This window comes from Kitasatospora sp. NPDC005748 (genome assembly GCF_040630735.1).
Classification (GTDB): domain Bacteria; phylum Actinomycetota; class Actinomycetes; order Streptomycetales; family Streptomycetaceae; genus Kitasatospora.
In genome coordinates this window covers 68,732-93,401 of record NZ_JBEXYD010000008.1, presented here as the reverse complement: position 1 = coordinate 93,401, position 24,670 = coordinate 68,732, and the positions used below count along the sequence as shown (strand labels likewise).

The following is a 24,670-nucleotide window of genomic DNA, read 5'->3' as shown; positions in this document are numbered from 1 at the left end:
TCGGGGTCTGGCCGCACTTTGAACCGGTGCGTACGTGCCCACCGATCCTACCGTCCGGTCCCGGGGGCACTCCGGGGCCTTCGGCCCGCCCGCGGGCGCCCGGCTGCCCGGGCGCGGTGGGTCCGGCCGTCCGGGGGGCCACTACTCTGTGGCCATGCCCCGCTTCAGCGTCATCGTCCCCGTCCACAAGGTCGAGGAATACCTTCCCGAGTGCCTCGACTCGGTGCTCGGCCAGGGCGGTCCGGACTTCGAACTGATCGCGGTGGACGACCGCTCCCCGGACGGCTGCGGCGCGATCCTCGACGAGGCCGCCGCCCGCGACCCGCGCGTGCGGGTGCTGCACCTGGCGGAGAACGTCGGCCTCGGCCGGGCCCGCAACGCCGGCCTGGCGGTCGCCACCGGCGACTACGTGATCTTCCTGGACAGCGACGACACGTTCACCCCCGGCCTGCTCAAGGCCGTCGACGACCGGCTGGCGGCCGGCGGCGACCCGGACGTCCTGGTCTACGACTACGCCCGCACCTACGCCGACGGCCGGATCACCAAGGCCGCCTCGGCGCACGTCTTCGGCGCCGACTCCCCGGACGTCTTCGACCTCGACCGCCGCCCCGACCTGCTGGACCTCCTCCAGGTGGTCTGGAACAAGGCCTACCGCCGCGGCTTCGTCGCCGAGCAGGGCCTCACCTTCCCCGCCGGGTACTACGAGGACACCCCCTGGACCTACCCGGCGCTGCTCGCCGCCGGGAGCATCACCCTGCTCGACCAGGTCGGCGTGCACTACCGCCAGCGCCAGGAGGGCGGCAACATCCTCGCCACCGCCTCGCGCAAGCACTTCGACGTCTTCGCCCAGTACGACCTGGTCTTCGCCTTCCTGGACGGCCGCCCGGACCTCGACCGCTGGCGCCCGGTGGTCTACGGCCGGATGCTGCACCACCTGAACACCGTGGTCTCCAAGCCCGGCCGGGTCCCGCCCCGCGACCGCCGCGAGTACTTCCGCCGGGCCGCCGAGCACTGCGCCCGGCTGCGCCCGGCCGGCTACACGCCGCCCGCCGGGGTGGCGGGGGTGCGCACCGAGCTGCTGAGCCACGGCCGGTACGGCGCCTACCGCACGGTCCGGGTGCTGGCCGGGGCCCGCCGTCTGCTGAAGCGCTGACCCCGGCGGCCGCGGCGCCCGTCGAACCCCTTGCCGCCCGCCGAGCCTGACGGCCGTTCGGGCGAACGGCCGGTATAACCGGACAGGTGGACTTCCTCACCCGGCTCCCGGTCATCGGCCCGCTCGTGGCGCGGGTCCTGCGCAGCCACCCGTACCGCGTGTACGAGCACTTCACCGCCGCGCGCGGCAACCGGCTGGCGGGCGCGGTCACCTTCTTCGGCTTCCTGGCGCTCTTCCCGCTGCTCACCGTGGCGCTGGCGATCGCGGTCGCCACCCTGACCGACTCCCGGGTCGACGAGATCCAGAAGCACATCTCCGACCAGCTGCCGGGGATCTCGGACGCGCTCAACCTCAACGCGCTGGTGGCCAACGCGGGCGCCGTCGGCCTGGTCAGCGGCGTGCTGCTGCTGATCTCCGGCCTCGGCTGGGTCGACACCATGCGCACCTCGATCCGGGACGTCTGGCAGCTCCCGGAGGAGGAGGGCAACCCGATCCTGCGCAAGGCCTGGGACTGCCTGGTGCTGGGCGGCCTGGGCCTGGTCTCGCTGTTCTCGCTGGCGGCCTCCGCCGCCGGGACGACGCTGGCCGGCCGGATCGCCGGCTGGATCGGCCTGGGGACGGGCGGGCCCGGCGGCTACCTGCTGACCGGCGTCGGCCTGCTGATCGCCGTCGCCTCCGACATGGTGCTCTTCGCCTACCTGCTGGCGCCCTTCCCCCGGATCGGCGGCCAGCACCGGTGGGACGTGGTGCAGGGCGCGCTGATCGGCGGGGTCGGCTTCGAGCTGCTGAAGATCCTGCTCGCCTCCTACCTGGGCTCGGTCGCGGGCAAGAGCCTCTACGGGGCCTTCGGGGTGCCGGTGGCGCTGCTGCTCTGGATCAACTTCGTCTCCCGGCTGCTGATGTACTGCGTCGCCTGGACGGCGCTGGCCGACCCGGCCGCCGCCCGCGACCGGGCCCGCGAGCGCGCCGGGGCCATGCTGAAGGCCGCGAACGAGGCGGAGGCGGCCGAGCGGGACGACGCCGCCACCACGGGCAAGGAAGGCAAGCACGGCAAGCACGGCAAGGACGGCGGGGGTGACGGGGACGGCGGGGGTGACGGGGACGGCGGGGACGGCAGGCCGAAGGCCCGGCCCCAGGAGTGAGACCGGGCCCCCGACGGCACCGCCGTCAGTCGGCGGCGGGGCCGCCGCGCCGCCGTAGCAGGAACAGCGCACCGGCGCCGCCCGCCGCGAGGGCCAGCGCGATCCCCACCCAGCCGACCGGGCCGGGGCCCGAGCCCCCGTCACCACCGGCCGCGGCGGCCGCCGGGGCGGTCGGGGAGGCGCTCGGGGAGGGGTGCGGCGGCGGCGCGGGCGCACCGGCGGTGCCACCCGCCTGTCCGGTCGGCTCCCCGCCGGCCGGCGCCTCGTCCACCAGCCTGCCGACCGGAGTGACCTTGTCGGCCGCCGCGAACCCCCAGTCCAGCAGCGCCGCCGTCTCGTCGTAGACCTTCTGGTACGTCGAGGGGTGCATCACCGTCACCAGCAGGGTGCGGCCGTTCCGTTCGGCGGCGCCGACGAAGGTCGAGCCGGCCTCGGTGGTGAAACCGTTCTTCACGCCGATCAGGCCCGGGTACTTGCCGAGCAGCCGGTCGGTGTTGGCGATCCCGAAGCTGCCCCGCTGCCCGGTGTTCTTGTCCACCGCGCCGGGGAACTGCGCGTCCCGGGTGGCGCAGTACATCCGGAAGTCGGGATTGCGCAGCCCGGCCCGGGCGAACAGGGTCAGGTCGTAGGCCGAGGAGAGCTGGCCGTCCATGTCGTAGCCGTCCGGGGAGATCACCCGGGTGTCCCGGGCCTGCAGCGCGTCCGCGCGGGCCTGCATCTCGGCGACGGTCTGCTGGACCCCGCCGTTCATGTGCGACAGGACGTGCACCGCGTCGTTGCCCGAGCTGAGGAAGACCCCGCGCCAGAGGTCCTCGACCCGGTAGTCCAGGTTCTCCTTGATGCCGACCAGGCTGCTGCCGGCGCCGATCCCCTGGATCTCCGCGTCCTGGACCCGGTGCACCAGGTTGCGGTCGAACTTCGGCAGCACGGTGTCCGCGAAGAGGATCTTCAGGGTGCTGGCCGGCGCGAGCCGCAGATGGGGGTTGCTGGCCGCCAGCACCTCTCCTGACGTCGCGTCGGCGACTATCCAGGACCGCCCGGTGAGATCCCCCGGCAGGGCCGGGGCGCCGGGCAGGGGTGCCACCTGGGCACCGGAGAGCCCCAGTCTCTCGCCCCCGATCGCGGCCGGCGGGGGCGGCGGCTCGTGCGGGGCCGCGACGGCCACCGGGGCGGCGAGGAGGACGGGGAGCGCCGCGGCGTACGCGACGAGCAGGTGTGCGAGCTTACGGCGTGTGGGCACCAGCAGACCGTACCCAGTCGGGGCCGCCGCCGTCCGCCCCTCCGGGCCCGTCCTCCGCAGGAGGGGGCCACCGTACGCCGAACGGCCGCCCGCGCATACTGGAACCGCACACCATCTTCACCTCAGCCGCCGAGGACGCTCCATGAAGCTCAGCCGCCGCACCTCCTGGTTCCTGACCGCCTTCGGCGTCTGGTCCATGATCATCTGGATCACCTTCGTCAAGAACCTCTGGAAGGACTCCGGCGGCCAGGCCTTCACCGACGGCGACCACTCCCAGCCGACCGCCTTCTTCTGGATCCACCTCCTGCTCGCCGTGACCTCCTTCGTCCTCGGCGTCGCCGTCGGCGCCATCGGTCTCCGCGGCCTCCGCGCCACCCGCCGCGAGCCCGCCGCCGAGTAGCCGCAACGCCGAGGCCCCGTCCGATCGGGTGATCGGACGGGGCCTCGGCGTGCTCGGGCAGGAACTAGAAGCGGCGGGTGACCAGGGCCCGCTTCACTTCCTGGATCGCCTTGGTGACCTCGATGCCGCGGGGGCAGGCCTCCGAGCAGTTGAAGGTGGTCCGGCAGCGCCAGACGCCCTCACGGTCGTTCAGGATCTCCAGCCGCTGCTCCGCACCCTCGTCGCGCGAGTCGAAGATGAAGCGGTGCGCGTTGACGATCGCGGCCGGTCCGAAGTACTGGCCGTCGTTCCAGAAGACCGGGCAGGACGACGTGCACGCGGCGCACAGGATGCACTTGGTGGTGTCGTCGAACCGCTCGCGGTCCTCGGCGGACTGCAGGCGCTCGCGGGTCGGGTCGTTCCCCTTGGTGATGAGGAACGGCATGACGTCCTTGTACGCCTGGAAGAACGGGTCCATGTCCACGACCAGGTCCTTGAGGACCGTGAGGCCCTTGATGGCCTCGATCGTGATCGGCTTCTCCGGGTTGACGTCCTTGATCAGGGTCTTGCACGCCAGCCGGTTGCGCCCGTTGATCCGCATCGCGTCGGAGCCGCAGATGCCGTGCGCGCAGGAGCGGCGGTAGGTGAGGGTGCCGTCCTGCTCCCACTTGATCTTGTTGAGCGCGTCCAGGACGCGCTCCTTCGGGTCGAGGGTCAGCTGGTAGTCGACCCACACCGGGTCCGGGTGCTCCTCCGGGTTGAACCGGCGGATCCGGAAGGTGACGGTGATCAGCTGGACGCCGCCCGCCTCGGCCGCGTCCAGAGCGGCCGAGTGCTTCTCCGCAGTAGGAGTGCTCATCAGTACTTACGCTCCATCGGCTGGTACCGGGTCGTGACGACCGGCTTGTAGTCGAGGCGGATGGAGGTGGTGCCGTCCTCGGCGACCTCCTGGTACGCCATGGTGTGCTGCATGAACTTCACGTCGTCACGGGTCGGGAAGTCCTCGCGGTAGTGACCGCCGCGCGACTCCTCGCGGGCGAGCGCGGAGACGGCCAGCACCTCGGCCAGGTCGAGCAGGTTGCCCAGCTCGACGGCTTCCAGGAGGTCCGTGTTGTAACGGAAGCCCTTGTCCTGGATGGAGACGTTCTTGTAGCGCTCGCGCAGCGCGGCGATGTCCTCGACCGCCTGCTTCAGCGTCGCGCCGGTGCGGTAGACCATGGCGTTGGTGTCCATGGTCTCCTGCAGCTCCTTGCGGATCTGCGCCACGGACTCGGTGCCGGTGGACTCGCGCAGGCCCTCGACCAGCGCCTGCACCTTCTCGGCCGGGTTCTCGGGCAGCTCGGTGTAGTCCACCGTCTGCGCGTAGTCGGCGGCGGCGATGCCCGCGCGCTTGCCGAACACGTTGATGTCCAGCAGCGAGTTGGTGCCCAGGCGGTTGGCGCCGTGCACCGAGACGCAGGCGACCTCGCCGGCCGCGTACAGGCCCGGGACGACGTCGGTGTTGTTGCGCAGCACCTCACCGGCGACGTTGGTCGGGATGCCGCCCATCGCGTAGTGCGCGGTGGGCTGGATCGGGATCGGGTCCGTGTAGGGCTCGATGCCGAGGTAGGTGCGCGCGAACTCGGTGATGTCCGGGAGCTTGGCGTCCAGCTGCTCCGGCGGCAGGTGGGTGAGGTCCAGGTAGACGTGGTCGCCGTCCGGACCGCAGCCGCGGCCTTCGCGGATCTCGGTGTAGATCGCGCGGGAGCAGACGTCACGGGACGCGAGGTCCTTCATGACGGGGGCGTAGCGCTCCATGAAGCGCTCGCCGTCCTTGTTGCGCAGGATGCCGCCCTCGCCGCGGGCGCCCTCGGTGAGGAGGATGCCCATGCGCCAGATGCCCGTCGGGTGGAACTGGAAGAACTCCATGTCCTCCAGCGGCAGGCCGCGGCGGTACACCAGGGCCTGGCCGTCACCGGTGAGGGTGTGGGCGTTGGAGGAGACCTTGAAGAACTTGCCGGTGCCGCCGGAGGCGAACACGACCGACTTGGCCTGGAAGACGTGGATCTCGCCGGTGGCCAGCTCGTAGGCGACGACGCCGGCCGTCCTGCCCTCGTTGATCAGCAGGTCGAGGACGTAGAACTCGTTGAAGAACTCGACACCGTGCTTGACGCAGTTCTGGAACAGCGTCTGGAGGATCATGTGGCCGGTGCGGTCCGCCGCGTAGCAGGACCGGCGGACCGGGGCCTCGCCGTGGTTGCGGGAGTGACCGCCGAAGCGGCGCTGGTCGATCCGGCCCTGCTCGGTGCGGGAGAAGGGCAGGCCCATCTTCTCCAGGTCGAGGACGGCGTCGATGGCCTCCTTGCACATGATCTCGGCGGCGTCCTGGTCGACCAGGTAGTCACCGCCCTTGACCGTGTCGAAGGTGTGCCACTCCCAGTTGTCCTCCTCGACGTTGGCGAGGGCGGCGCACATGCCGCCCTGGGCCGCGCCGGTGTGGGACCGGGTGGGGTAGAGCTTGGTGAGCACCGCGGTGCGGCTGCGCTGGGTCGACTCGATGGCCGCGCGCATGCCGGCGCCGCCGGCGCCGACGATGACGGTGTCGTACTGGTGAATCTGCATGGGGGTTCTAACTCGCCTCTGGCCTCTGCCGATTAGATGTTCGGGTCGAAGGTGAAGATGACCAGGGTGCCGAGCAGCACGGTGAAGACCGTTGCGGCGCCCATGAGGCCCTTCAGCCAGAGCCGGGTGGAGTCCTTCTCGGCGTAGTCGTTGATGACCGTCCGCATGCCGTTGGCGCCGTGCAGCATGGCGAGCCAGAGCATCAGGAGGTCCCAGCCCTGCCAGAACGGCGAGGCCCAGCGGCCGGCCACGAAGGCGAAGCCGATCTTGGAGACGCCACCGTCGAGCACCAGCATGATCAGCAGGTGGCCGAGGATCAGGACCACCAGGACGATGCCGGACAGGCGCATGAAGAGCCACGCCAGCATCTCGAAGTTGGTCCGGGTGCGGCGCGGGGTCTTCTTGGTCCGCTGGCGGGCCGGCTCGACCACGAAGGCGTCGGCGGGGTTGCCGGTGCCGAGGCCCTTGCCGGTGTGCGCGTGGGCGGAGGGGACCACCAGGGCGTCGGAGATTTCCGTGGACATGTCTCAGATCACTTCCCGAACCAGGTGGTCAGCGTGTGCTGAAGGATCGGGTAGAAGGCGCCCGCCATCAGGACGACCCACACCCCGACCACGGTCCAGAGCATCTGCTTCTGGAACTTCGGACCCTTCGACCAGAAGTCGACGGCGACGACCCGCAGGCCGTTGAGGGCGTGGAACAGGATGGCGGCCACCAGGCCGTACTCCATCAGGTTCACCAGGGGCGTCTTGTACGTCTGAATCACAGAGTCGTACGCCTCGGGCGACACTCGCACCAGTGCGGTGTCCAGGACATGAGCGAACAGGAAGAAGAAGATGAGGACGCCGGTGACTCGATGAGCCACCCAGCTCCACATGCCTTCCCGGCCGCGGTACAGCGTTCCAGCCGGCACGGAAAAACCCTCCGGAAGCGATTGGGGGCTCGGCCGGCTTCGGTGTCGGTCAGCCCGGCCGGGTACGGTCCACCGGCCGCCAGCATCCTATCGACGCGTTATTGCGAACCGCCTCCGGGGGCCCGAGGTGTGATCAATCAGGCACGACTGGCCTAGTGCGGCGGGAACCCGGGCGGCTCCGGAGGCCCCACGGCCACGCAGCGTGACCGTTCGACTGCGCTACCGTGGCCGCCGCTTCCGTCGCCGACACTCTGCCGAGGCCCCCGTGCCGCTCAGCCCGCCCCGCCGCCCGTCCCCCGCCGTCGCGGTCTGCGCCCTGCTGCTCGCCGCGGGCTGCACCACGGTCGGCGGCTCCGCCGACCGGGCCGCGCCGGCCCGCGAGCTGTCCGCCGCCGAGTTGCGGGCGGCCGCGGTGGCCGACGGCGACCTGGGGGCCGGGTACACGGTGACGGTGATGACGCCCGGTCACGGCGAGACCGGCTCGGGCGGCGGCCGGGAGGTCTCCGACCTGCCCGTCTGCCAGCCGCTGCTGGACGCGGTGACCCCGGCGGTGGCGGCGGGCGGCGCCACCGCCTCGCCGGGCCCGGGGGATCCGTACGCGGAGACCGATCTGAGCGTGGCGCGGGCGGCCGATCCCCAGGGGGGCGTGTACGGAGGACTGCTCGGCTACCGGACCGGGCGGGCGGCGCTGCTGCAGTCGGAGCTGGAGAAGCTGTTCGGCCCGTGCGCCTCGTTCGTCTCCAGCGCGCCGCCGCCGCCGGCGGAGAAGAGCCGCAAGCCGGTGCGGACCAGGCACCGGTTGATCCGGGACGACACGCCCACGCCCGGGGGAGCCGACGCGGTGACCGGGTTCACCCTGACGAGTGAGTCGGGCAGCGTGGTGCTCGCCCAGCGTGCCGTGGTGGCCCGGGTCGGACCGGTGCTGGCGGTGCTCACCACCGTCGGCGTCGGCGCGGAGCCCGCCCCCGTGCCGGACGAGCGGATCGTCCGGCAGCAGGTGGCGAAGCTCCGCGCCGCGCAGGCGCACGGGTGAGGGCGGGCCCGGCTCAGCGGGCTCCGGCCTCGGAGTGGGTGGCGACCAGGTGCTCCAACCGGGTCAGGGCGATCCGGCGGAGCTCGTCCGAGGCGATCAGCCGTTCCTCGTCCGGGTCGTGCGCCAGCCGGGTGCGGATCGAGCTGAGCACGGTGTCGAGCATCTCCTCGGGGGCCACCCCTTCCAGGCAGACCACGAAGACGTGCCCGAACCGGGCCTCGTACGCGGCGTGGGCGGCGCGAAGGGCGGTGTGCGCCGCCTGGCTGCCGGGTGCGCGCATGCCCAGGAGCGGCTGCGGCATCCAGCTCTCGTCCGCCAGCGCCTCGGCCAGGTCGGCCGGTCGCAGGTCGTAGGAGGCCTCGCTGGCCGCGGCCAGCAGGGACTCTATGTCGGGGTAGGGCCGGTGGGCGGTGAGCCGCAGGGCCCAGCGGTGGCTGCCGCAGCAGGCCAGGAGGGCCTCCTCGGCCGCGCCGGCGTCGGCCTCGTTGAAGCGGTGCAACCCGAGGAGGGTCGGCTCGGAGCTGGGATCGAGCCGCGGTGACGGGATGTCGCTGGCCAGCGGGTCCTCCTCGTGAGGGCGGGAAGGTGCCGGTGAAAGGGGGTGGTGAAGCAGGTGAAGTATGAGGCCGCGGGGCGGTGTTCGAGACCCGCCGGGCAGCGGCTCAACGGTAGTTGAGCAGTCATCAGTTGGGGAGAGCGCACGCGGAATTCATCCGATCGAGCTATCAAGTTGTGACGTTGACACCTCGGTGTCAGCGCCCTCCCCGTTCACATCTGCTAATCGTCCAGGCCTTTCGGCCGCCGGCTCCACTCAGGAGCAGCGCGTCCCCGGCGCCGGCATCGTCCCCTCGACGAGGTACGCGGTCAGGGCGGCGTCGACGCAGCCGTTGCCCTTGCCGAAGGCGCCGTGCCCCTCGCCGACCCGGGTCAGCAGGGTGGCGTCGGCGAAGCCCTTGGCGAGCGCCTCGGCGGAGGCGTACGGGGTGGCCGGGTCGCCGGTGGTGCCGACCACCAGGATCGGCGCGCTGCCCTCGGCGCGGACGGCGTGCGGCCGCTCCGTCGTCCGGAACGGCCAGCGGGCGCAGCCGGCCTCGCTGTAGTCCTCCACCGTGACGCCCTTGGAGACCAGCGGGGCCTCGGCCAGGAGCCTGGCCACCGCCTGCTGGGCGCGCTCCGCGGTGGGCGCCGGCGGGGCGGCGTCGGCGCAGCTGATCGCGCGGTTCGCCTCCTCCATCGGGCTGAAGTGGCCCTTCTCGTCGCGGCCGTCGTAGCCGTCGGCGGAGGCGAGCAGCGGGTCCACCTTGTGGCCGACCATGGCCCAGCCGAGCGCGTTGCGCAGGTACGTCCAGGACGTCTTCTCGTCGCCGTAGAGCGCGCTGATGACGCCCGTCCAGGCGAGGTCGCGGCCGACCTTCCGGCCGTCGGAGGCGGTCATCGGGTGGCCGTACAGGCCGTCCAGGAAGTCGGCGGCCTTCTGGGCGGCCCTGGCCGGGTCCTTGCCGAGCGGGCACTCGGCCGCGTGGTTCTTCACGCAGTCGGCGGCGAAGCGCTCGAAGGACTTCTCGAAGCCGATCTGCTGGTCGACGCCGTGGTCCAGCCGGTCCTGGGCGGGGTCGACGGCGCCGTCCAGGACCAGCCGGCCGGTGTTCTGCGGGAACTCCTCGGCGTAGAGCGCGCCGAGGTAGGTGCCGTAGGAGATGCCGAGGTAGTTGAGCTTCCGGTCGCCGACGGCGGCGCGCAGCACGTCCAGGTCGCGGGCGGTGTTGCGGGTGCCGACGAAGGGCAGCAGCCGGCCGGACTTCGCCTGGCAGGCGGCGGCGTGGTCGGTGGCGTTCCCGACCCGGTCTGCGGTGCGGGCGGCCGGCTCCAGCGGGGTGTCACGCTGGTTGACCTCGTCGTGCTGCTTGTCGTCGTAGCAGACCACCGGGGAGCTCTCGCCGGTGCCGCGCGGGTCGAAGCCGACCACGTCGAAGCGGTCGTGCAGGGTGCCGTCGTACTCCGTGGCGCCGTACTTGACCATCTCGACGCCGGAGGCGCCCGGGCCGCCCGGGTTGACCATGAGCGAGCCGAGCCGCTGGTCCGGCCGGGCGGCGGGCAGCTTGATCAGCGCGAGGTCGAGGGCGTCGGCGGCGGGGGCGGTGTAGTCGAGCGGGACGTGCAGCCGGCCGCAGAGCATCGCGGATATGTCGATCTTGGCCCGGGCGGCCTGCGGGTCGGCCGGGCAGGCGGCCCAGGCGATCTGCTGGCCGTAGAACGGCTTGAGCGCGGGGTCGTCGGCGCCGGTGGGCTTGGCGGTCGGCGTCGGGGCGGCCGTCGGGGTGGCCTGGGCGGCCGACGGGGCCGCGGCGGCCCCGTCCTGGGCGGGCTTGGTGCTGTCGTTGCAGGCGGAGCCGAGAAGCAGGGTGCCGGCCGCGAAAGCGGTCAGCAGAAAGCGCGGGCGGGCGGCCCGAAGAGATCTCATCGCACGTATGTATCACTGCCGGGGGACCGCGTGGATCATGGCCCCGGCGTCGGACCGCCCGCCCGCGCCGCCCGGACGTCAGACCCGGTGCACCTTGTGGTTGGCGGCCTGGGCGCGTGGGCGGACGACCAGCAGGTCGATGTTGACGTGCGGGGGCCGGGTCACCGCCCAGGCGACGGTGTCCGCGACGTCGTCCGCGGTCAGCGGCTCGGCGACGCCCGCGTACACGGCCGCGGCCTTCTCCTCGTCGCCCCGGAAGCGGGTGACGGCGAAGCCCTCGGACTTGACCATGCCGGGGGCGATCTCGATCACCCGGATCGGCTCCCCGCACAGCTCCAGCCGCAGGGTGGCCGCGATGGTGTGGGCCGCGTGCTTGGCCGCCACGTAGCCGCCGCCGCCCTCGTACGCGGCCAGCGCCGCGGTGGAGGAGAGCACCAGCACGGTGCCGTCGCCGCTCGCCCGCAGCGCGGGCAGCAGGGCCTGGGTCATGTGCAGCACGCCGAGCACGTTCACCTGGTACATCGCCAGCCAGTCGGCCGGGTCGGCGGTCTCGACCGGCTCCGCGCCGATCGCCCCGCCGGCGTTGTTGACCAGGACGTCCACCCGGCCGACCTCGGCCGCGAAGGCGTCCACGGCCGCCCGGTCGGTGACGTCCAGGGTGTGGGCGCGGCCGCCGAGCTCCTTGGCGAGCTCCTCGATCCGCTCGGTGCGGCGGGCGGTCAGCACCACCTCGAAGCCCTCGGCCGCGAGCCGGCGGGCGGTCGCCGCGCCGATTCCACTGCTGGCTCCGGTGACCACGGCCACCTTGTGCTCGGTCATTGCCACTCCCTGGAGGAACGCGTCGGTCGGGGGAAGTACGTCGGTCGCTCGTCCGATCATCTCAATGACGCCGACCGGGCTCGCGCCGCGGTGGGGGACGTCCACCCCGGTGGGTCCTCCAGCCGTCCCGAACGGCGTCAATCCCCCGTCGGAGTGGCCCCGTGACCGCCGGTGCGGGTCGTCGTTGCACAGGGCACGCAACCCGGGGAAGGCGACTGAAACGAGATGTCATACCCACCTGCTCAGCCCCTATGCGCCCATACGGGGACTTCTTTTCGGGAAGTCGGGCCAAATCCCCCCAACAGGCCTACCCTTGTTGAGATGAACCGTCCTGAGTCCGCCCAGCCGGCCGTCATGCCCACCGCTGCCCGCCCCGTCGCCGCCCTGCGCGACCGTGTCGCGGCGCTGGAGTCGGAGCTGATCGCGTTCCGCCGCGATCTGCACCGCCACCCGGAGCTGGGCCGCCAGGAGTTCCGCACCACCGCCCTGCTGCGCGACCGGCTGACGGCCGCCGGTCTGGCCCCCCGGGTGCTGCCCGGCGGCACCGGGATGATCGTCGACATCGTCCCGGAGGGCGCCCCGCGCGGCGCCGAGTTCCTGGCCTTCCGCGCCGACATCGACGCGCTGCCCATCGACGACGCCAAGACGGACGTGCCGTACCGGTCGACCGTCGCCGGCCGGGCCCACGCCTGCGGCCACGACGTGCACACCTCCGTCGTGCTGGGCACCGCCCTGGTGCTCGCCGAGGCGGCCCGGTCCGGCGAGCTGCGCCGCCCGGTCCGGCTGATCTTCCAGCCCGCCGAGGAGCTGATGCCCGGCGGCGCGCTGGACGTGATCGCCGCCGGCGGGATGGACCGCGTCGGCCGGATCTTCGCGGTGCACTGCGACCCGAAGGTGGAGGCCGGCCGGATCGCGCTGCGCACCGGGGCGATCACCTCGGCCTGCGACCGCCTGGTGCTGCACCTGGACGGCCCCGGCGGCCACACCGCCCGCCCGCACCTGACCACCGACCTGGTGACCGCGATCGCCCGGATGGCCGCCGACCTGCCGGCCGCGCTGTCCCGCCGGATGGACCCGCGCTGGGGCGTCAGCCTGGTCTGGGGCCGGATCGCCTCGGGCTCGGCCCCCAACGTCATCCCGCAGCACGCCGAGCTGGAGGGCACCGTCCGCTGCCTGGAGCTGGAGGGCTGGCGCGAGGCGCCGGACCTGCTGCACGAGCTGATCGCCAAGCTGGCCGAGACCTACCGGGCGAAGTGGACGCTCGACTACCACCGCGGGGTGCCGCCGGTGGTCAACGAGGCCGTCTCGGTGGGCCTGCTGGAGGCCGCGATGACGGCCCGTTTCGGGCACCGGGACGAGGGGCGCGCCACGGCGGCCGCCGAGCAGGTGGTGGAGGACACCGAGCAGAGCCTCGGCGGCGAGGACTTCTCCTGGTACCTGGAGCACGCCCCGGGCGCGCTGGCCCGGCTCGGCGTCCGCACTCCCGGCGACAGCACGGTCCGTGACCTTCACCAGGGCCGTTTCGACGCGGACGAGCGGGCGATCGGGATCGGCGTGGAGCTGTTCGCGGCGCTGGCACTGGAGACCGAGGGGGCGTAGTCCGCTCCCCGGTGGGCGTCCCGGGCCCGGTCCGCAACGGACCGGGCCCGTCGTCGGTTCACCGGGCCGGGCCTCGATCGAGCAACGCCCGAGTTATCTGCTTCCTGGCTTTTTGTCCGGTTACGTACACTGGGCAGCGCCAGTTCCGATCACCCTCCGCGTACGGGAAAGGGGCCCCGGGAAGACTGTCAGACCACGGTTTGATAACAACCCGAATGCTCCGGCGACCTGTGACCCAACCGTGTTCTACGCGCGTTACGGTGGCGTCCGACCACGCTAAACGGGTGCGTGTGAGAAGGAGATACTCCCTTGCGCCGTTCTACTAAGCTCGCTGCGGTTGTGCTCTCGGGTTCCCTGGGCATCGCCTCGCTCGCCGCTTGCGGCGCAAAGAGCAACGACACCACCGCTTCCTCCGGCTCGTCCGAGGGCGGCCTGAAGGTCGGTATGGCCTACGACATCGGTGGTCGTGGCGACCAGTCGTTCAACGACTCCGCCGCCCGCGGTCTCGACAAGGCCAAGGCCGACCTGGGCGTCGCCGTCACCGAGGCCGACGCCAAGACCGGTGAGGCCGAGGCCGACAAGGAGACCCGGCTCAAGAACCTGGTCACCGCCGGCTACAACCCGATCATCGCGGTCGGCTTCGTGTACCAGGGCGCCGTCGAGAAGGTCGCCAAGGACAACCCGAACACCAAGTTCGCGATCATCGACTCGGCGTCCGACACCCAGCCGAGCAACGTCACCTCGCTGACGTTCTCGGAGCAGGAGGGTTCGTACCTGGCCGGTGTGGCCGCCGCCCTCAAGACGAAGACCAAGCACGTCGGCTTCATCGGCGGTGTGCAGTCCGAGCTGATCAAGAAGTTCGAGGCCGGTTACAAGGCGGGCGTGAAGTCCGTCGACCCGAGCATGGCGGTCGAGACCACCTACCTGACCACCCCCCCGGACTTCTCCGGCTTCAACTCGCCCGACAAGGGCAAGGAGGCCGCGCAGGGTCAGCTGGACAAGGGCGCGGACGTCATCTACACCGCCGCCGGCTCCTCCGGCAACGGTGCCATCGAGGCCGTCGCCAACGCCGGCAAGCTGGCGATCGGCGTCGACTCCGACCAGGCCGCCCAGCCCGCCCTGGCGAAGTACAAGGCCAGCATCCTCACCTCGATGGTGAAGAACGTCGACAAGGCCGTCTTCGCCTACATCGACTCCGCCAAGAAGGGCTCCCCCTTCACCGGCGTGAAGAACTTCGACCTGAAGGCCGACGGCGTCTCGCTCGCCACCACCGGCGGCAAGATCGACGACATCCAGGGCAAGCTCAACGACGCCGCCACCGCCATCAAGAGCGGCGCCACCACCGTCCCGACCGCTCCGTAAGGCGCGCCCGGACGTCGCTGCCGCTGCCGCCTGCCCGGCAGCGCAATGATTGACGCAGCATCAGGGAGGGGCCCGGAAGGGTGCGCTCAGTGCGTACCCCCGGGCCCCGTCCCGTACCCCACCGTTTTTTCTTGGCCCTCCAGCGCAACGACGCGCCTCCAGACCACCAGGAGATCGCCATCACCGCATCCGACCCCGCCCTCAGCAAGGGCGGTACCCCCAGCGCGGGGACGGCGACACCGGCCGTCGAACTGCGCGGCATCACCAAGCGCTTCCCCGGCGTCGTGGCCAACCACGACATCAACCTCACCGTCCGCACCGGCACCGTGCACGCCCTCATGGGTGAGAACGGCGCCGGCAAGTCGACGCTGATGAAGATCCTCTACGGCATGCAGAAGCCGGACGAGGGCACCATCGCGATCAACGGCGAGCAGTGCGAGTTCAACACCCCGGGTGACGCCATCTCGCGCGGCATCGGCATGGTGCACCAGCACTTCATGCTCGCCGACAACCTCACCGTCTGGGAGAACGTCGTCCTCGGCGGCGAGAAGCTCCACGGCATCGGGGCCAAGGCGAAGGCGAAGATCAAGGAGATCTCCGACCAGTACGGCCTGGGCGTGCGCCCGGACGCGCTGGTCGAGGACCTCGGCGTGGCCGACCGCCAGCGGGTCGAGATCCTCAAGGTGCTCTACCGCGGCGCCAAGATCCTGATCCTCGACGAGCCCACCGCGGTGCTCGTCCCGCAGGAGGTCGAGGCGCTCTTCGGCAACCTGCGCGAGCTCAAGGCCGAGGGCGTCACCGTCATCTTCATCTCGCACAAGCTGCACGAGGTGCTGTCGGTGGCGGACGCGATCAGCGTCATCCGGCGCGGCACCACGGTCGGCGACGCCGACCCGGCGAACGTCACCGCGCGCCAGCTGGCCGAGCTGATGGTCGGTGCCGAGCTGCCCTCCCCGGGGAGCCGCGAGTCGACCGTCACCACCACCGAGATGCTCGACGTCCGGGACCTGCGGATCGCCAAGACCGACGCCGAGGGCATCGAGCGCGTGGTGCTCGACGACATCTCGCTGCGGATCCACAAGGGCGAGATCCTCGGCATCGCCGGTGTCGAGGGCAACGGCCAGGCCGAGCTGGTCGAGGCCATCATGGGCATGCTGCCGCTGGACGGCGGCGCCGTCACACTGGACGGCAAGGACCTCTCCGGCTCGCTCACCCGCAGCCGCCGCGAGGCCGGCATCGGCTACATCCCCGAGGACCGCCACCGCCACGGCCTGCTGCTGGAGGCCCCGCTCTGGGAGAACCGGATCCTCGGTCACGTCACCGAGAGCCCGAACTCCAAGGGCATGCTGCTCGACCCGGCCGGTGCCCGCAAGGACACCCAGCGGATCGTCGACGAGTACGACGTCCGCACCCCCGGCATCGAGGTCACCGCGGCGTCGCTCTCCGGCGGCAACCAGCAGAAGCTGATCATCGGCCGCGAGATGAGCCACGACCCCAAGCTGCTGATCGCCGCCCACCCCACCCGCGGGGTGGACGTCGGCGCGCAGGCGCAGATCTGGGAGCACATCCGGACCGCCCAGCGGGCCGGTCTCGCGGTGCTGCTGATCTCCGCCGACCTGGACGAGCTGATCGGCCTCTCCGACACCATCCGGGTGATCTACCGCGGCCGTCTGGTGGCCGACGCCGACCCGGCCACGGTCACCGCCGAGGACCTGGGTACCGCGATGACCGGTGCCGCCCGCGGCCACATCGAGTCCGAGCCCGAGGCCGTCGAGGAGTTCCACGCGGTCACCGCGGAGGGCACCGAGGCCGAGGCCGCCGGGACCGGCTCCACCGAGGACGCCGCCGCCCAGGACGCCACCTCGTCCGACACCCCCACCGACACCGCCGACCCGCAGGCGGGGGAGTAGCCACATGACCAGTCCCAACCCCGCGGCCAAGAGCAAGCTGGCGCAGCGGTTCGACGGCGAGAAGATCGTGCTCGCCCTCGCAGCGCCGGTGCTCGCCGTGCTGCTCTCCGTCGCGATCTGTTCGGTGCTCCTGGCGACCTCGGGCAAGAACCCGTTCGACGCCTGGAACGTGATGATCACGTACGCCACCAAGTCGGACGGCCAGGTGGCCATCCTCAACCGGTCCACCACGTACTACCTGGCCGCCGCGGCCGCCGCCTTCGGCTTCCGGATGAACCTCTTCAACATCGGTGTCGAGGGCCAGTACAAGGTGGCGGCGCTGTTCGCGGCGTTCGTCGGCAGCCGGCTCGACCTGCCGTCGTTCATCCAGATCCCGCTGCTGCTGATCACCGCCATGCTGGTCGGTGGCCTGTACGCGAGCATCGCCGGTCTGCTGAAGGTCTTCCGCGGCGTCAGCGAGGTCATCTCGACCATCATGCTGAACGCCATCGCGGTGGCGATCGTCGGTCTGCTGCTCGTCCCCGGCATCTTCGCGCCGGAGAAGAGCTCGACCAGCAACTCCATCCAGACCAGCCCGGTCTCGGAGTCCAGCCACTTCTTCGCGATCAACACCGACGGCGGGCCGCTCTACGGCTTCCTCTTCATCGCGATCCTGGTCGGCGTGGCCTTCCAGTTCACCCTGACCCGCACCCGCTTCGGCTTCGACCTGCGCGCCACCGGCCGCTCCGAGACCGCCGCGACCGCCTCCGGCGTGAACGTCAAGCGCATGGTCGTCACCTCGATGGTGGTCTCCGGTGCGCTGGCCGGCCTGATCGGCATGCCCGAGCTGCTGCAGAACTCGTACAACTTCGGTCAGAGCTTCCAGGGCGGCCTCGGCTTCCTCGGCATCTCGGTCGCCCTGCTCGGCCGCAACAGCCCGATCGGCATGGCCTTCGCCGCGCTGCTGTTCGCCTTCCTGGACGCCACCGGCTCGCAGCTGCCCCTCCAGGGCGGCTTCCCGTTCGAGATCGTCCCGGTCATGCAGGGCACCATCGTCATCTGCGTCGTCGTCGCCTACGAGCTGGTGCGCCGCTACGGCCTCAAGCGCCAGCAGCAGAAGGTCGGCGCCGAGCTCGCGGCCCAGGCTGCCGCCAACGAGAAGAAGGAGGTGTCCGCATGAGCACGGCCACCGCTGCCCGCGCGAAGGCGCCGGGCGCTCCCGCCAAGAAGCGCAAGTTGTCCTGGCCGGTGGTGCTGCTGCTGATCGCGGGCGCCCTGGTCCTCTTCTCCGCCGTGGGCATGGCCACCGGCAACCACTCGCTGACCTCCTCCGGCCAGGTCACCGCCGCGCTCAGCGCCGCCGTGCCGATCGGCATGGCCGGTCTGGGCGGCCTCTGGTCCGAGCGGGCCGGCGTGGTCAACATCGGCCTCGAAGGCATGATGGTCGCCGGCACCTTCTGCGGCGCCTGGGGCGGCTACCTGGTCAACCCGTGGTTCGGCCTGGTGGCCGGCATGCTCGGCGGTGCGCTCGGCGGTCTGCTGCACGCCGTCATCACGGTGACCTTCGGCGTCGACCACATCGTCTCCGGTGTCGGCGTCAACCTGCTGATCCCCGGCATCTGCGCGTACGTCAACCGGATCTACTACAAGGACTACATCTCCGTCGGCGCCGGGGCGAACCAGTCCCCGCCGGCCGATCCGCTGCCGTACATCACCATCCCCGGGCTCTCCTCCGGGCTGAAGGACATCGAGACCCACCACTGGTTCCTGGTGTCCGACGTCGCGGGCGTGCTCGGCGGTCTGGTCACCAACATCTCGGTGGTCGTGCTGCTGGCCGGCGCGCTGATCGTGGTCAGCTACTTCGCCCTCTGGCGCACCGTGTTCGGCCTGCGCCTGCGCTCCTGCGGCGAGAACCCGACGGCGGCCGAGTCGCTGGGCGTCAACGTCTACAAGTACAAGTACCTCGCGGTCATCACCTCCGGCGCCTTCGCGGGCCTCGGCGGCGCGTACCTCTCGCTGGTCGCGGCGCACTTCTACAAGGACGGCCAGACCAACGGCCGAGGCTTCATCGGCCTCGCGGCGATGATCTTCGGCAACTGGATGCCGGGGGGCCTGGCCATGGGCGCCGGTCTGTTCGGCTTCACCGACAGCCTCCAGCTCCGTGACCCGGAGTCGGTGCACGTGCTGATCCTGGTGGTCGCCATCGCGATGTTCCTGCTGGCCCTCTGGAACCTGTACCGCCGCAAGATCCCGGCCGCGCTGATCACCTTCGTGGTGGCCGGCGGCCTGGCGGTCTGGTACGCCACCACCGAGGAGGTGCAGCGTCCGCTGATCGTGGCGACGCCGTACGTGATCACCCTGGTGGTGCTCTCGCTGGCCTCGCAGCGGCTGCGGCCGCCGAAGGCCGACGGCCAGATCTACCGCAAGGGCCAGGGCAAGTGACGGCCCCCGCGGCGGCGGTCGACTGGGAGGCACTGCGGGCGGCGGCGCGCGAGGCGATGACCCACGCCTACGCCCCGTACAGCAGGTTCCCGGTCGGCGCGGCCGCGCTGGTGGACGACGGTCGGGTGGTCACCGGCTGCAACGTGGAGAACGCCTCGTACGGACTCGCGCTCTGCGCCGAGTGCGGCCTGGTCTCCATGCTGCACGCCACCGGTGGCGGCCGGCTGACCGCGTTCACCTGTGTGGACGGCAGCGGCGGTCTGCTGATGCCGTGCGGCCGCTGCCGCCAGCTGCTGTACGAGCACGGCGGGCCCGATCTGCTGGTCGAGCTGCCGTCCGGCGTGAAGCCGATGAGCGAGGTCCTGCCCGACGCGTTCGGGCCGGAGCGGCTCTAGTCTTTGTTTCTGTTACGCGCGTAGAGTGTCGCGAGTGGGGCCGCAATCCGGCCAGCTCGCGACACTCTTCGCATTTTGAACCCCTCTTGGAGCAGCCATGGACGCCATCTCCGTCATCAGGACCAAGCGCGACCGCGGAGAGCTGAGCGACGCTCAGATCGACTGGGTCATCGACGCCTACACCCGCGGCGACGTCGCCGACGAGCAGATGTCCGCCCTCGCCATGGCGATCCTGCTGAACGGCATGAACCCGCGCGAGATCAGCCGCTGGACCGACGCTATGATCCGCTCCGGCGTCCGGATGGACTTCTCCTCCCTCGCGCAGCCCACCAGCGACAAGCACTCCACCGGTGGCGTCGGCGACAAGATCACCCTGCCGCTCGCCCCGCTGGTCGCCGCCTGCGGCGCCGCCGTCCCGCAGCTCTCCGGCCGCGGCCTCGGCCACACCGGCGGCACCCTGGACAAGCTGGAGTCGATCCCCGGCTGGCGCGCCCTGCTCTCCAACGACGAGATGATGAAGGTGCTGCACGACGCCGGCGCCGTCATCTGCGCCGCCGGTGACGGTCTGGCCCCCGCCGACAAGAAGCTGTACGCGCTACGCGACGTCACCGGCACCGTCGAGGCCATCCCGCTGATCGCCTCCTCGATCATGTCCAAGAAGATCGCCGAGGGCACCGGCGCCCTCGTCCTGGACGTGAAGGTCGGCTCCGGCGCCTTCATGAAGAACCTGGACAACGCCCGCGAGCTGGCCCGCACCATGGTCGGCCTGGGCACCGCGGCCGGCGTCAACACCGTCGCGCTGCTGACCGACATGTCGACCCCGCTCGGCCTCACCGCCGGCAACGCGCTGGAGGTCCGCGAGTCGGTCGAGGTACTGGCCGGCGGCGGCCCGGCCGACGTCGTCGAGCTCACCCTGGCGCTGGCCCGCGAGATGCTCGCCGCGGCCGGCGTGCACGGCAAGGACCCGGCCGACGCGCTGCGCGACGGCTCCGCGATGGACCACTGGCGCCGCATGATCTCCGCCCAGGGCGGCGACGTCGACGCCCCGCTGCCGGTCGCCCGCGAGCAGCACGTCATCCCGGCCCCGGCCTCGGGCGTGCTCACCGCGCTGGACGCGTACGCGGTGGGCGTCTGCGCCTGGCGCCTGGGCGCCGGCCGGGCCCGCAAGGAGGACCCGGTGCAGGCCGGCGCCGGCGTCGAGATGCACGCCAAGCCCGGCGACACCGTGGTGGCCGGCCAGCCGCTGCTGACCCTGCACACCGACACCCCCGAGCGCTACGACTACGCGATCGAGGCGCTGGCCGGCGGCATCGAGGTCGCCCCGGCGGGCACCGCGTTCACCCCGAACCCGATCGTGCTGGACCGCATCGCGTGACCCGCCGTCCTGCGCACGTGCGGCCGCTCAGGCGTACGTGCGCAGGACACCGGTGTCCAGCGTCCACGGGCCGACGGTGACGGTGTCGCCGAAGGCGAACTCCCTGCGGGACGGGTAGCCGGGCCCGTCGTGGACGATGCCGGTGCCCTTGCGGGGGTCGACCAGCAGGTAGAGCGGGATGCCCATGGCCGCGTAGTCGCGGACCTTGCCGTGGTAGTCGTTCTCCGGGTTCGACTTCGAGACGATCTCCGCCACCAGCAGGATCTCGTGGGGGAGCAGAGCTCGTCCCTCGTCGTCCAGGGCGGCTTCGGGGAACACCATCAGGTCGGGATTGCGCAGCCGTCCCAGTCCGATGTCCTCCAGATCCGCGCCACCGTGGGCGATGTAGCCGGGGTGGGTGTTCGGCAACTGGGCGTTCAGTTGCCGGGCCAGGCGGATCACGGCGAGCTCGTGCCGTTTCACCGGCGACATCGTCATGACGATCTCGCCGTCGGCGATCTCGACCTTCCCTATGCCGGGAATCTGCGGCAGCTGATCGGCGATCTCGCGCAACCGAGCGTACACAGCAGGATCGATGCTCATGCTCGGAATGTATCGACGGGCCCCGACAGCCGCGCCGTCGCTCAGCCGGCCGCCGTGAGGGCGATCTTCAGGAACTCCTCGGGGGCCTCGTGGATCAGGTCGTGGCCGACCGGGAGGGTGTGCACGGTCCAGGCCGGGTCGTCGCGCAGGCGGTCGAAGGTCTCCAGCAGCGGGCTGTCCTCGAAGCGCTCGGCGTGGATGTAGACCCGGCGGGTGACGGCGTCGGCCGCGCCGGTGAGGGCGATCGGCTGGAGGAGGCTGGCCACCGGGTGGACGGTGGCGCGCGGGTCGAGGGCGGGGTTCGATCCGACCACGGTGACACCGCCGCCCGCCGCGGCGCCGGCCAGGTAGCGCTGCTTCCAGACCTCGTTGACGATCCGGTAGGCCGACTCGCCGTCGCGGGGGACGAAGGCGTCCGCGTACACCAGCGCCCCGACCCGCTCCGGCACCCGGTCGGCGACCCCGGAGAGGACCATCCCGCCGTAGCTGTGCCCGACCAGCACCACGTCGGTGAGCCGCTCCGCCTCCAGCAGTCCGACCACGTCCTGGACGTGGGTGTCCAGGTCGACCGCCGCGTTGTTCAGGTGCCCGCGCTCGGAGACGCCGGTCAGCGTCACCGGGTACACCTCGTGCCCGGCGGCGCGGAGCCCCTCGGTGAGCGGCCGGTACCACCAGGCGCCGTGCAGCATGCCGGGGACGAGTACGTAGGTGGCCATGGCGTCTTCTTCCTCTGGTCCATCGGTCGGCGGTCGAACGGGCTGGGCGACGAGAGGAAGCTACGGCGGATACCCGACACCCTGTGTCAGGTATCCGTCGGGGAGAAGCCGATCGTCAGCGCCCCACCGGGACGGCCGCACGGCGGGTGGTGTGGGCGCGGCGGGTGGCGTAGAGGGTGACGCCGGCGGCGAGGGTCATCGCGGTGAGGCCGACGGCGGCCGCGCCGGGCCAGCCGGTGGAGTGGTAGGCGTCGGCGCCGATGGTGCCGCCGAGGCTGTTGCCCAGGTAGTAGGCGATCAGGTACAGCGCGGAGGCCTGGGCGCGGCCCTCGGTGGCGGTGCGGCCGACGGCGGAGGACGCGGTGGCGTGGCCGGCGAAGAAGCCGGCGGTGATCAGCACCAGGCCGAGCAGCGCGCAGAGCAGCGAGTCGGCGAGCGAGAGCAGCAGGCCGGCGGTGGTCACGCCGATCGCCACGTACAGCGCGCCGCGTCGGCCGAGGCGGCCGGAGAGCCGTCCGGCGGCGGCGGAGGTGCCGGTGCCGACCAGGTAGACGACGAAGATCGAGGCCGCCACCGACTCCGGCAGGTGGAACGGCGCGGAGATCAGGCGGTAGCCGACGGTGTTGTAGACCGCGCCGAACACCGCCATGAAGAGCAGCCCGAGCGCGTACAGCCGGACCAGCAGCGGGTTGCCCAGGTGGCGGCCGACGGTGCGGGCCAGCGCGCGGGCGTCCACCGGGGCGGGTGTGAAGTGGCGGGCGGGCGGGATCAGCAGCCGGAAGGCGAGCGCGGCCAGCAGCGCGAGGGCGGCGGAGGCGGCCAGGCCCCAGCGCCAGCCGAAGCCGGCGGCCGTCCAGCCGGAGATCAGCCGCCCGCCCATGCCGCCGATGCTGTTGCCCGCCACGTACAGCCCCATCGCGGAGGCCAGTGCGCTGGGGTGGATCTCCTCGGCGAGGTACGCCATCGCGGTGGCGGGGAGCCCGGCGAGGGCGGCGCCCTGGAGGACGCGCAGCACGACCAGGGTGGTGAGGTCCGGCGCGAAGGGCAGGGCCAGGGCGAGCGCGGAGGCGGCGAGCACGGAGGCCGTCATCACCGCGGTGCGTCCGTACCGGTCGGAGAGGGCGCTGGCCGGGAGCAGGGCGAGGGCGAGGCCGAGGGTGGCGGCGGAGGCCGTCCAGCTGGCCTGGCCGGGGGTGAGGTCGAGGTCGGCCGAGAGGACCGGCAGCAGGCCCTGGGTGGAGTAGAGGAGGACGAACGTCGCGATGCCGGCGGCGAAGAGGGCCAGGTTGGCGCGGCGGAAGGCGCGCTGCCCGGGGCGGTGGCGGGCGTCGTCGGTGGCGAGCGGGGACGGCTTGGCGAGGGCATCCGGCACGGTCGCGGACGCCCCGGTACTGGCGGGCTGCATGTCGTCGACGTTAGGACCGGCCGCTCTGATGCGTCCAATGCATGAATGCGGGAGAATCGATGCGCAGGGGTATGAGTGCAGTTCGAAGCGGTGAGGATGGCGCGGGAGTGGCGGAGAGCACGGACGAGGCCGATCGCCCGCACCGGCCGGCGGAGCTGGGGCCGGAGTTGCCGGCCGTCCAACTCGCGCCCCGGCTGGCGCAGTTCGCGGCGGTGGCCCGGCTGGAGCACATGACGCAGGCGGCCGCGCTGCTGGGCGTGCCGCAGCCGACGCTGTCCCGGGCGGTGGCCCGGCTGGAGGCCGAGCTGGGCGTGGACCTGCTGGCCCGTCAGGGCCGGACCGTCCGGCTGACCAGGGCCGGACGGCTGCTGCTGGCCTCGGTGGAGCGGGCGCTGGCCGAGGTCGAACGCGGTGCGGAGGCGGCCCGGGCGGAGGCGGACCCGGCGGCCGGGCGGGTGGTCTTCGGCTTCCTGCACACGATGGGGACGGACGCGGTGCCGGCGCTGCTGCGGGGGTTCCGGGCGGCGCACCCGCAGGTGCGGTTCCAGCTGGTGCAGGACTACGTCGGCGCGATGCTGGAGCGGTTGCTGGCCGGCGAGCTGGACCTCTGCCTGGTCTCGCCGGTGCCGGACGACCCGGCGCTGGTGGCCCGCCCGCTGGACGAGCAGCGGCTGCACCTGGTGGTGCCGGCCGACCACCGGCTGGCCGGGCGGCGCCGGATCCGGCTGGCCGAGGTGGCCCGGGACCCGTTCGTCGGGCTGGAGCGCGGCTACGGGCTGCGCGCGATCACCGACGGCTTCTGCGCCGAGGCCGGGTTCGTGCCGCGGCTCGCCTTCGAGGGCGAGGACGCCGAGACGCTGCGCGGCCTGGTCGCGGCCGGGCTCGGGGTGGCGCTGCTGCCGCCCGCGCTGGTGCCCCGGCCGGGGGCGGTCGAGCTGGAGGTGACGGCGCCGCGCACCCGGCGGGCGATCGGCCTGGCCTGGGCGGCGGGTCGGCCGCCGACCCCGCCGGTGGCGGCGTTCCGCGACTTCGTGCTGGCCCGCCGGGGGCGGTTGCTGCAGCACGACTGAGCTGGCGCGCCGCGCGCCGCGCTCGGCCCTTCGGAGGAATTCCCGGTGCACATTGGCCGAACCGGCCGCGCGGGTGTGGCCTGTCTACGCGCGT

At 72.0% G+C, this 24,670-nt stretch carries 22 protein-coding genes and 1 pseudogene; 12 read left to right on the top strand and 11 right to left on the bottom strand.

Annotated features, from left to right (window positions below; translation table 11 throughout):
- Positions 1–154 precede the first annotated feature (154 nt).
- Positions 155–1,009: pseudogene (locus ABZ495_RS09275) on the top strand (glycosyltransferase); the annotation flags it as partial.
- A 230-nt stretch (positions 1,010–1,239) separates the two neighbouring features.
- Positions 1,240–2,295, top strand: coding sequence for a YihY/virulence factor BrkB family protein (locus ABZ495_RS09270; protein WP_359803553.1), 1,056 nt, complete (start codon positions 1,240–1,242; stop codon positions 2,293–2,295).
- 25 nt (positions 2,296–2,320) lie between these two features.
- On the opposite strand, the gene ABZ495_RS09265 is transcribed toward ABZ495_RS09270, so the two are convergent.
- A complete protein-coding gene (locus ABZ495_RS09265; RefSeq protein WP_359803555.1) occupies positions 2,321–3,535 on the bottom strand; it encodes a D-alanyl-D-alanine carboxypeptidase in 1,215 nt (404 codons plus the stop codon).
- 142 nt (positions 3,536–3,677) lie between these two features.
- Between ABZ495_RS09265 and ABZ495_RS09260 the strand changes: the two genes are divergently transcribed.
- The gene (locus ABZ495_RS09260; RefSeq protein ID WP_352291255.1) at positions 3,678–3,935 is read left to right on the top strand and encodes an SCO4848 family membrane protein; all 258 of its coding nucleotides are present in this window, start codon (positions 3,678–3,680) and stop codon (positions 3,933–3,935) included.
- 64 nt (positions 3,936–3,999) lie between these two features.
- Here ABZ495_RS09260 and ABZ495_RS09255 read toward each other — a convergent pair whose 3' ends face one another.
- From ABZ495_RS09255 to sdhC, 4 genes are read right to left on the bottom strand one after another with little or no spacing between them, the layout of a single operon-like run.
- On the bottom strand, positions 4,000–4,773 hold the full coding sequence (locus ABZ495_RS09255; protein ID WP_352291254.1) for a succinate dehydrogenase iron-sulfur subunit: 774 nt from the start codon (positions 4,771–4,773) through the stop codon (positions 4,000–4,002).
- Complete coding sequence (sdhA, locus tag ABZ495_RS09250) at positions 4,773–6,515, bottom strand: succinate dehydrogenase flavoprotein subunit (protein WP_329488024.1); 1,743 nt, start codon at positions 6,513–6,515, stop codon at positions 4,773–4,775. Before sdhA ends, ABZ495_RS09255 begins: the two co-directional genes overlap by 1 nt.
- A 32-nt stretch (positions 6,516–6,547) precedes the next feature.
- Positions 6,548–7,039, bottom strand: a complete 492-nt coding sequence (locus ABZ495_RS09245) for a succinate dehydrogenase hydrophobic membrane anchor subunit (protein ID WP_329488023.1) — start codon at positions 7,037–7,039, stop codon at positions 6,548–6,550.
- A gap of 8 nt (positions 7,040–7,047) precedes the next feature.
- Positions 7,048–7,428 carry a succinate dehydrogenase, cytochrome b556 subunit gene (sdhC, locus tag ABZ495_RS09240; RefSeq protein ID WP_329488022.1) on the bottom strand — a complete coding sequence of 127 codons (381 nt, stop codon included), beginning with the start codon at positions 7,426–7,428 and terminating at the stop codon, positions 7,048–7,050.
- A gap of 265 nt (positions 7,429–7,693) precedes the next feature.
- Here sdhC and ABZ495_RS09235 point away from each other — a divergent pair, with 265 nt between their 5' ends.
- A complete protein-coding gene (locus ABZ495_RS09235; protein ID WP_359803558.1) occupies positions 7,694–8,461 on the top strand; it encodes a hypothetical protein in 768 nt (255 codons plus the stop codon).
- 13 nt (positions 8,462–8,474) lie between these two features.
- Here the strand turns inward: ABZ495_RS09235 and ABZ495_RS09230 are convergent, their stop codons facing one another.
- The 3 genes from ABZ495_RS09230 to ABZ495_RS09220 form a co-directional block, all read right to left on the bottom strand.
- Entirely contained in the window at positions 8,475–8,960 is a 486-nt protein-coding gene (locus ABZ495_RS09230; protein WP_329488020.1) for a 2-oxo-4-hydroxy-4-carboxy-5-ureidoimidazoline decarboxylase, read from the bottom strand.
- Between the two features lie 312 nt (positions 8,961–9,272).
- Positions 9,273–10,922 carry an alpha/beta hydrolase gene (locus tag ABZ495_RS09225; protein WP_359835067.1) on the bottom strand — a complete coding sequence of 550 codons (1,650 nt, stop codon included), beginning with the start codon at positions 10,920–10,922 and terminating at the stop codon, positions 9,273–9,275.
- Between the two features lie 78 nt (positions 10,923–11,000).
- Positions 11,001–11,741, bottom strand: coding sequence for an SDR family oxidoreductase (locus ABZ495_RS09220; protein ID WP_359803561.1), 741 nt, complete (start codon positions 11,739–11,741; stop codon positions 11,001–11,003).
- Positions 11,742–12,095: 354 nt separating this feature from the next.
- On the opposite strand from ABZ495_RS09220, the gene ABZ495_RS09215 reads away from it, so the two are divergent.
- From ABZ495_RS09215 to ABZ495_RS09185, 7 genes are all read left to right on the top strand, one after another.
- Complete coding sequence (locus tag ABZ495_RS09215; protein ID WP_359803675.1) at positions 12,096–13,340, top strand: amidohydrolase; 1,245 nt, start codon at positions 12,096–12,098, stop codon at positions 13,338–13,340.
- A gap of 309 nt (positions 13,341–13,649) precedes the next feature.
- On the top strand, positions 13,650–14,702 hold the full coding sequence (locus ABZ495_RS09210) for a BMP family ABC transporter substrate-binding protein (protein ID WP_329488017.1): 1,053 nt from the start codon (positions 13,650–13,652) through the stop codon (positions 14,700–14,702).
- A 251-nt stretch (positions 14,703–14,953) separates the two neighbouring features.
- On the top strand, positions 14,954–16,612 hold the full coding sequence (locus ABZ495_RS09205; RefSeq protein ID WP_359803677.1) for an ABC transporter ATP-binding protein: 1,659 nt from the start codon (positions 14,954–14,956) through the stop codon (positions 16,610–16,612).
- Positions 16,613–16,616: 4 nt separating this feature from the next.
- A complete protein-coding gene (locus ABZ495_RS09200) occupies positions 16,617–17,771 on the top strand; it encodes an ABC transporter permease (RefSeq protein WP_359803563.1) in 1,155 nt (384 codons plus the stop codon).
- Positions 17,768–19,033, top strand: a complete 1,266-nt coding sequence (locus ABZ495_RS09195) for an ABC transporter permease (RefSeq protein ID WP_352291250.1) — start codon at positions 17,768–17,770, stop codon at positions 19,031–19,033. Before ABZ495_RS09200 ends, ABZ495_RS09195 begins: the two co-directional genes overlap by 4 nt.
- On the top strand, positions 19,030–19,428 hold the full coding sequence (locus tag ABZ495_RS09190; protein WP_329488014.1) for a cytidine deaminase: 399 nt from the start codon (positions 19,030–19,032) through the stop codon (positions 19,426–19,428). The genes ABZ495_RS09195 and ABZ495_RS09190 overlap by 4 nt, the downstream gene beginning before the upstream one ends.
- A gap of 97 nt (positions 19,429–19,525) precedes the next feature.
- The gene (locus ABZ495_RS09185; RefSeq protein ID WP_359803565.1) at positions 19,526–20,803 is read left to right on the top strand and encodes a thymidine phosphorylase; all 1,278 of its coding nucleotides are present in this window, start codon (positions 19,526–19,528) and stop codon (positions 20,801–20,803) included.
- A gap of 27 nt (positions 20,804–20,830) precedes the next feature.
- On the opposite strand, the gene ABZ495_RS09180 is transcribed toward ABZ495_RS09185, so the two are convergent.
- From ABZ495_RS09180 to ABZ495_RS09170, 3 genes are all read right to left on the bottom strand, one after another.
- Positions 20,831–21,385: a Uma2 family endonuclease gene (locus tag ABZ495_RS09180; RefSeq protein WP_359803567.1), complete on the bottom strand. Its 555-nt coding sequence runs from the start codon at positions 21,383–21,385 to the stop codon at positions 20,831–20,833.
- A gap of 41 nt (positions 21,386–21,426) precedes the next feature.
- Positions 21,427–22,101: an alpha/beta hydrolase gene (locus tag ABZ495_RS09175; protein WP_359803569.1), complete on the bottom strand. Its 675-nt coding sequence runs from the start codon at positions 22,099–22,101 to the stop codon at positions 21,427–21,429.
- A 115-nt stretch (positions 22,102–22,216) separates the two neighbouring features.
- Positions 22,217–23,506 (bottom strand): MFS transporter, encoded by a 1,290-nt coding sequence (locus ABZ495_RS09170; protein ID WP_359803571.1) that lies wholly within the window; start codon positions 23,504–23,506, stop codon positions 22,217–22,219.
- Between the two features lie 155 nt (positions 23,507–23,661).
- On the opposite strand from ABZ495_RS09170, the gene ABZ495_RS09165 reads away from it, so the two are divergent.
- The gene (locus tag ABZ495_RS09165) at positions 23,662–24,576 is read left to right on the top strand and encodes a LysR family transcriptional regulator (protein WP_359803679.1); all 915 of its coding nucleotides are present in this window, start codon (positions 23,662–23,664) and stop codon (positions 24,574–24,576) included.
- The last annotated feature ends 94 nt before the right edge of the window (positions 24,577–24,670 follow it).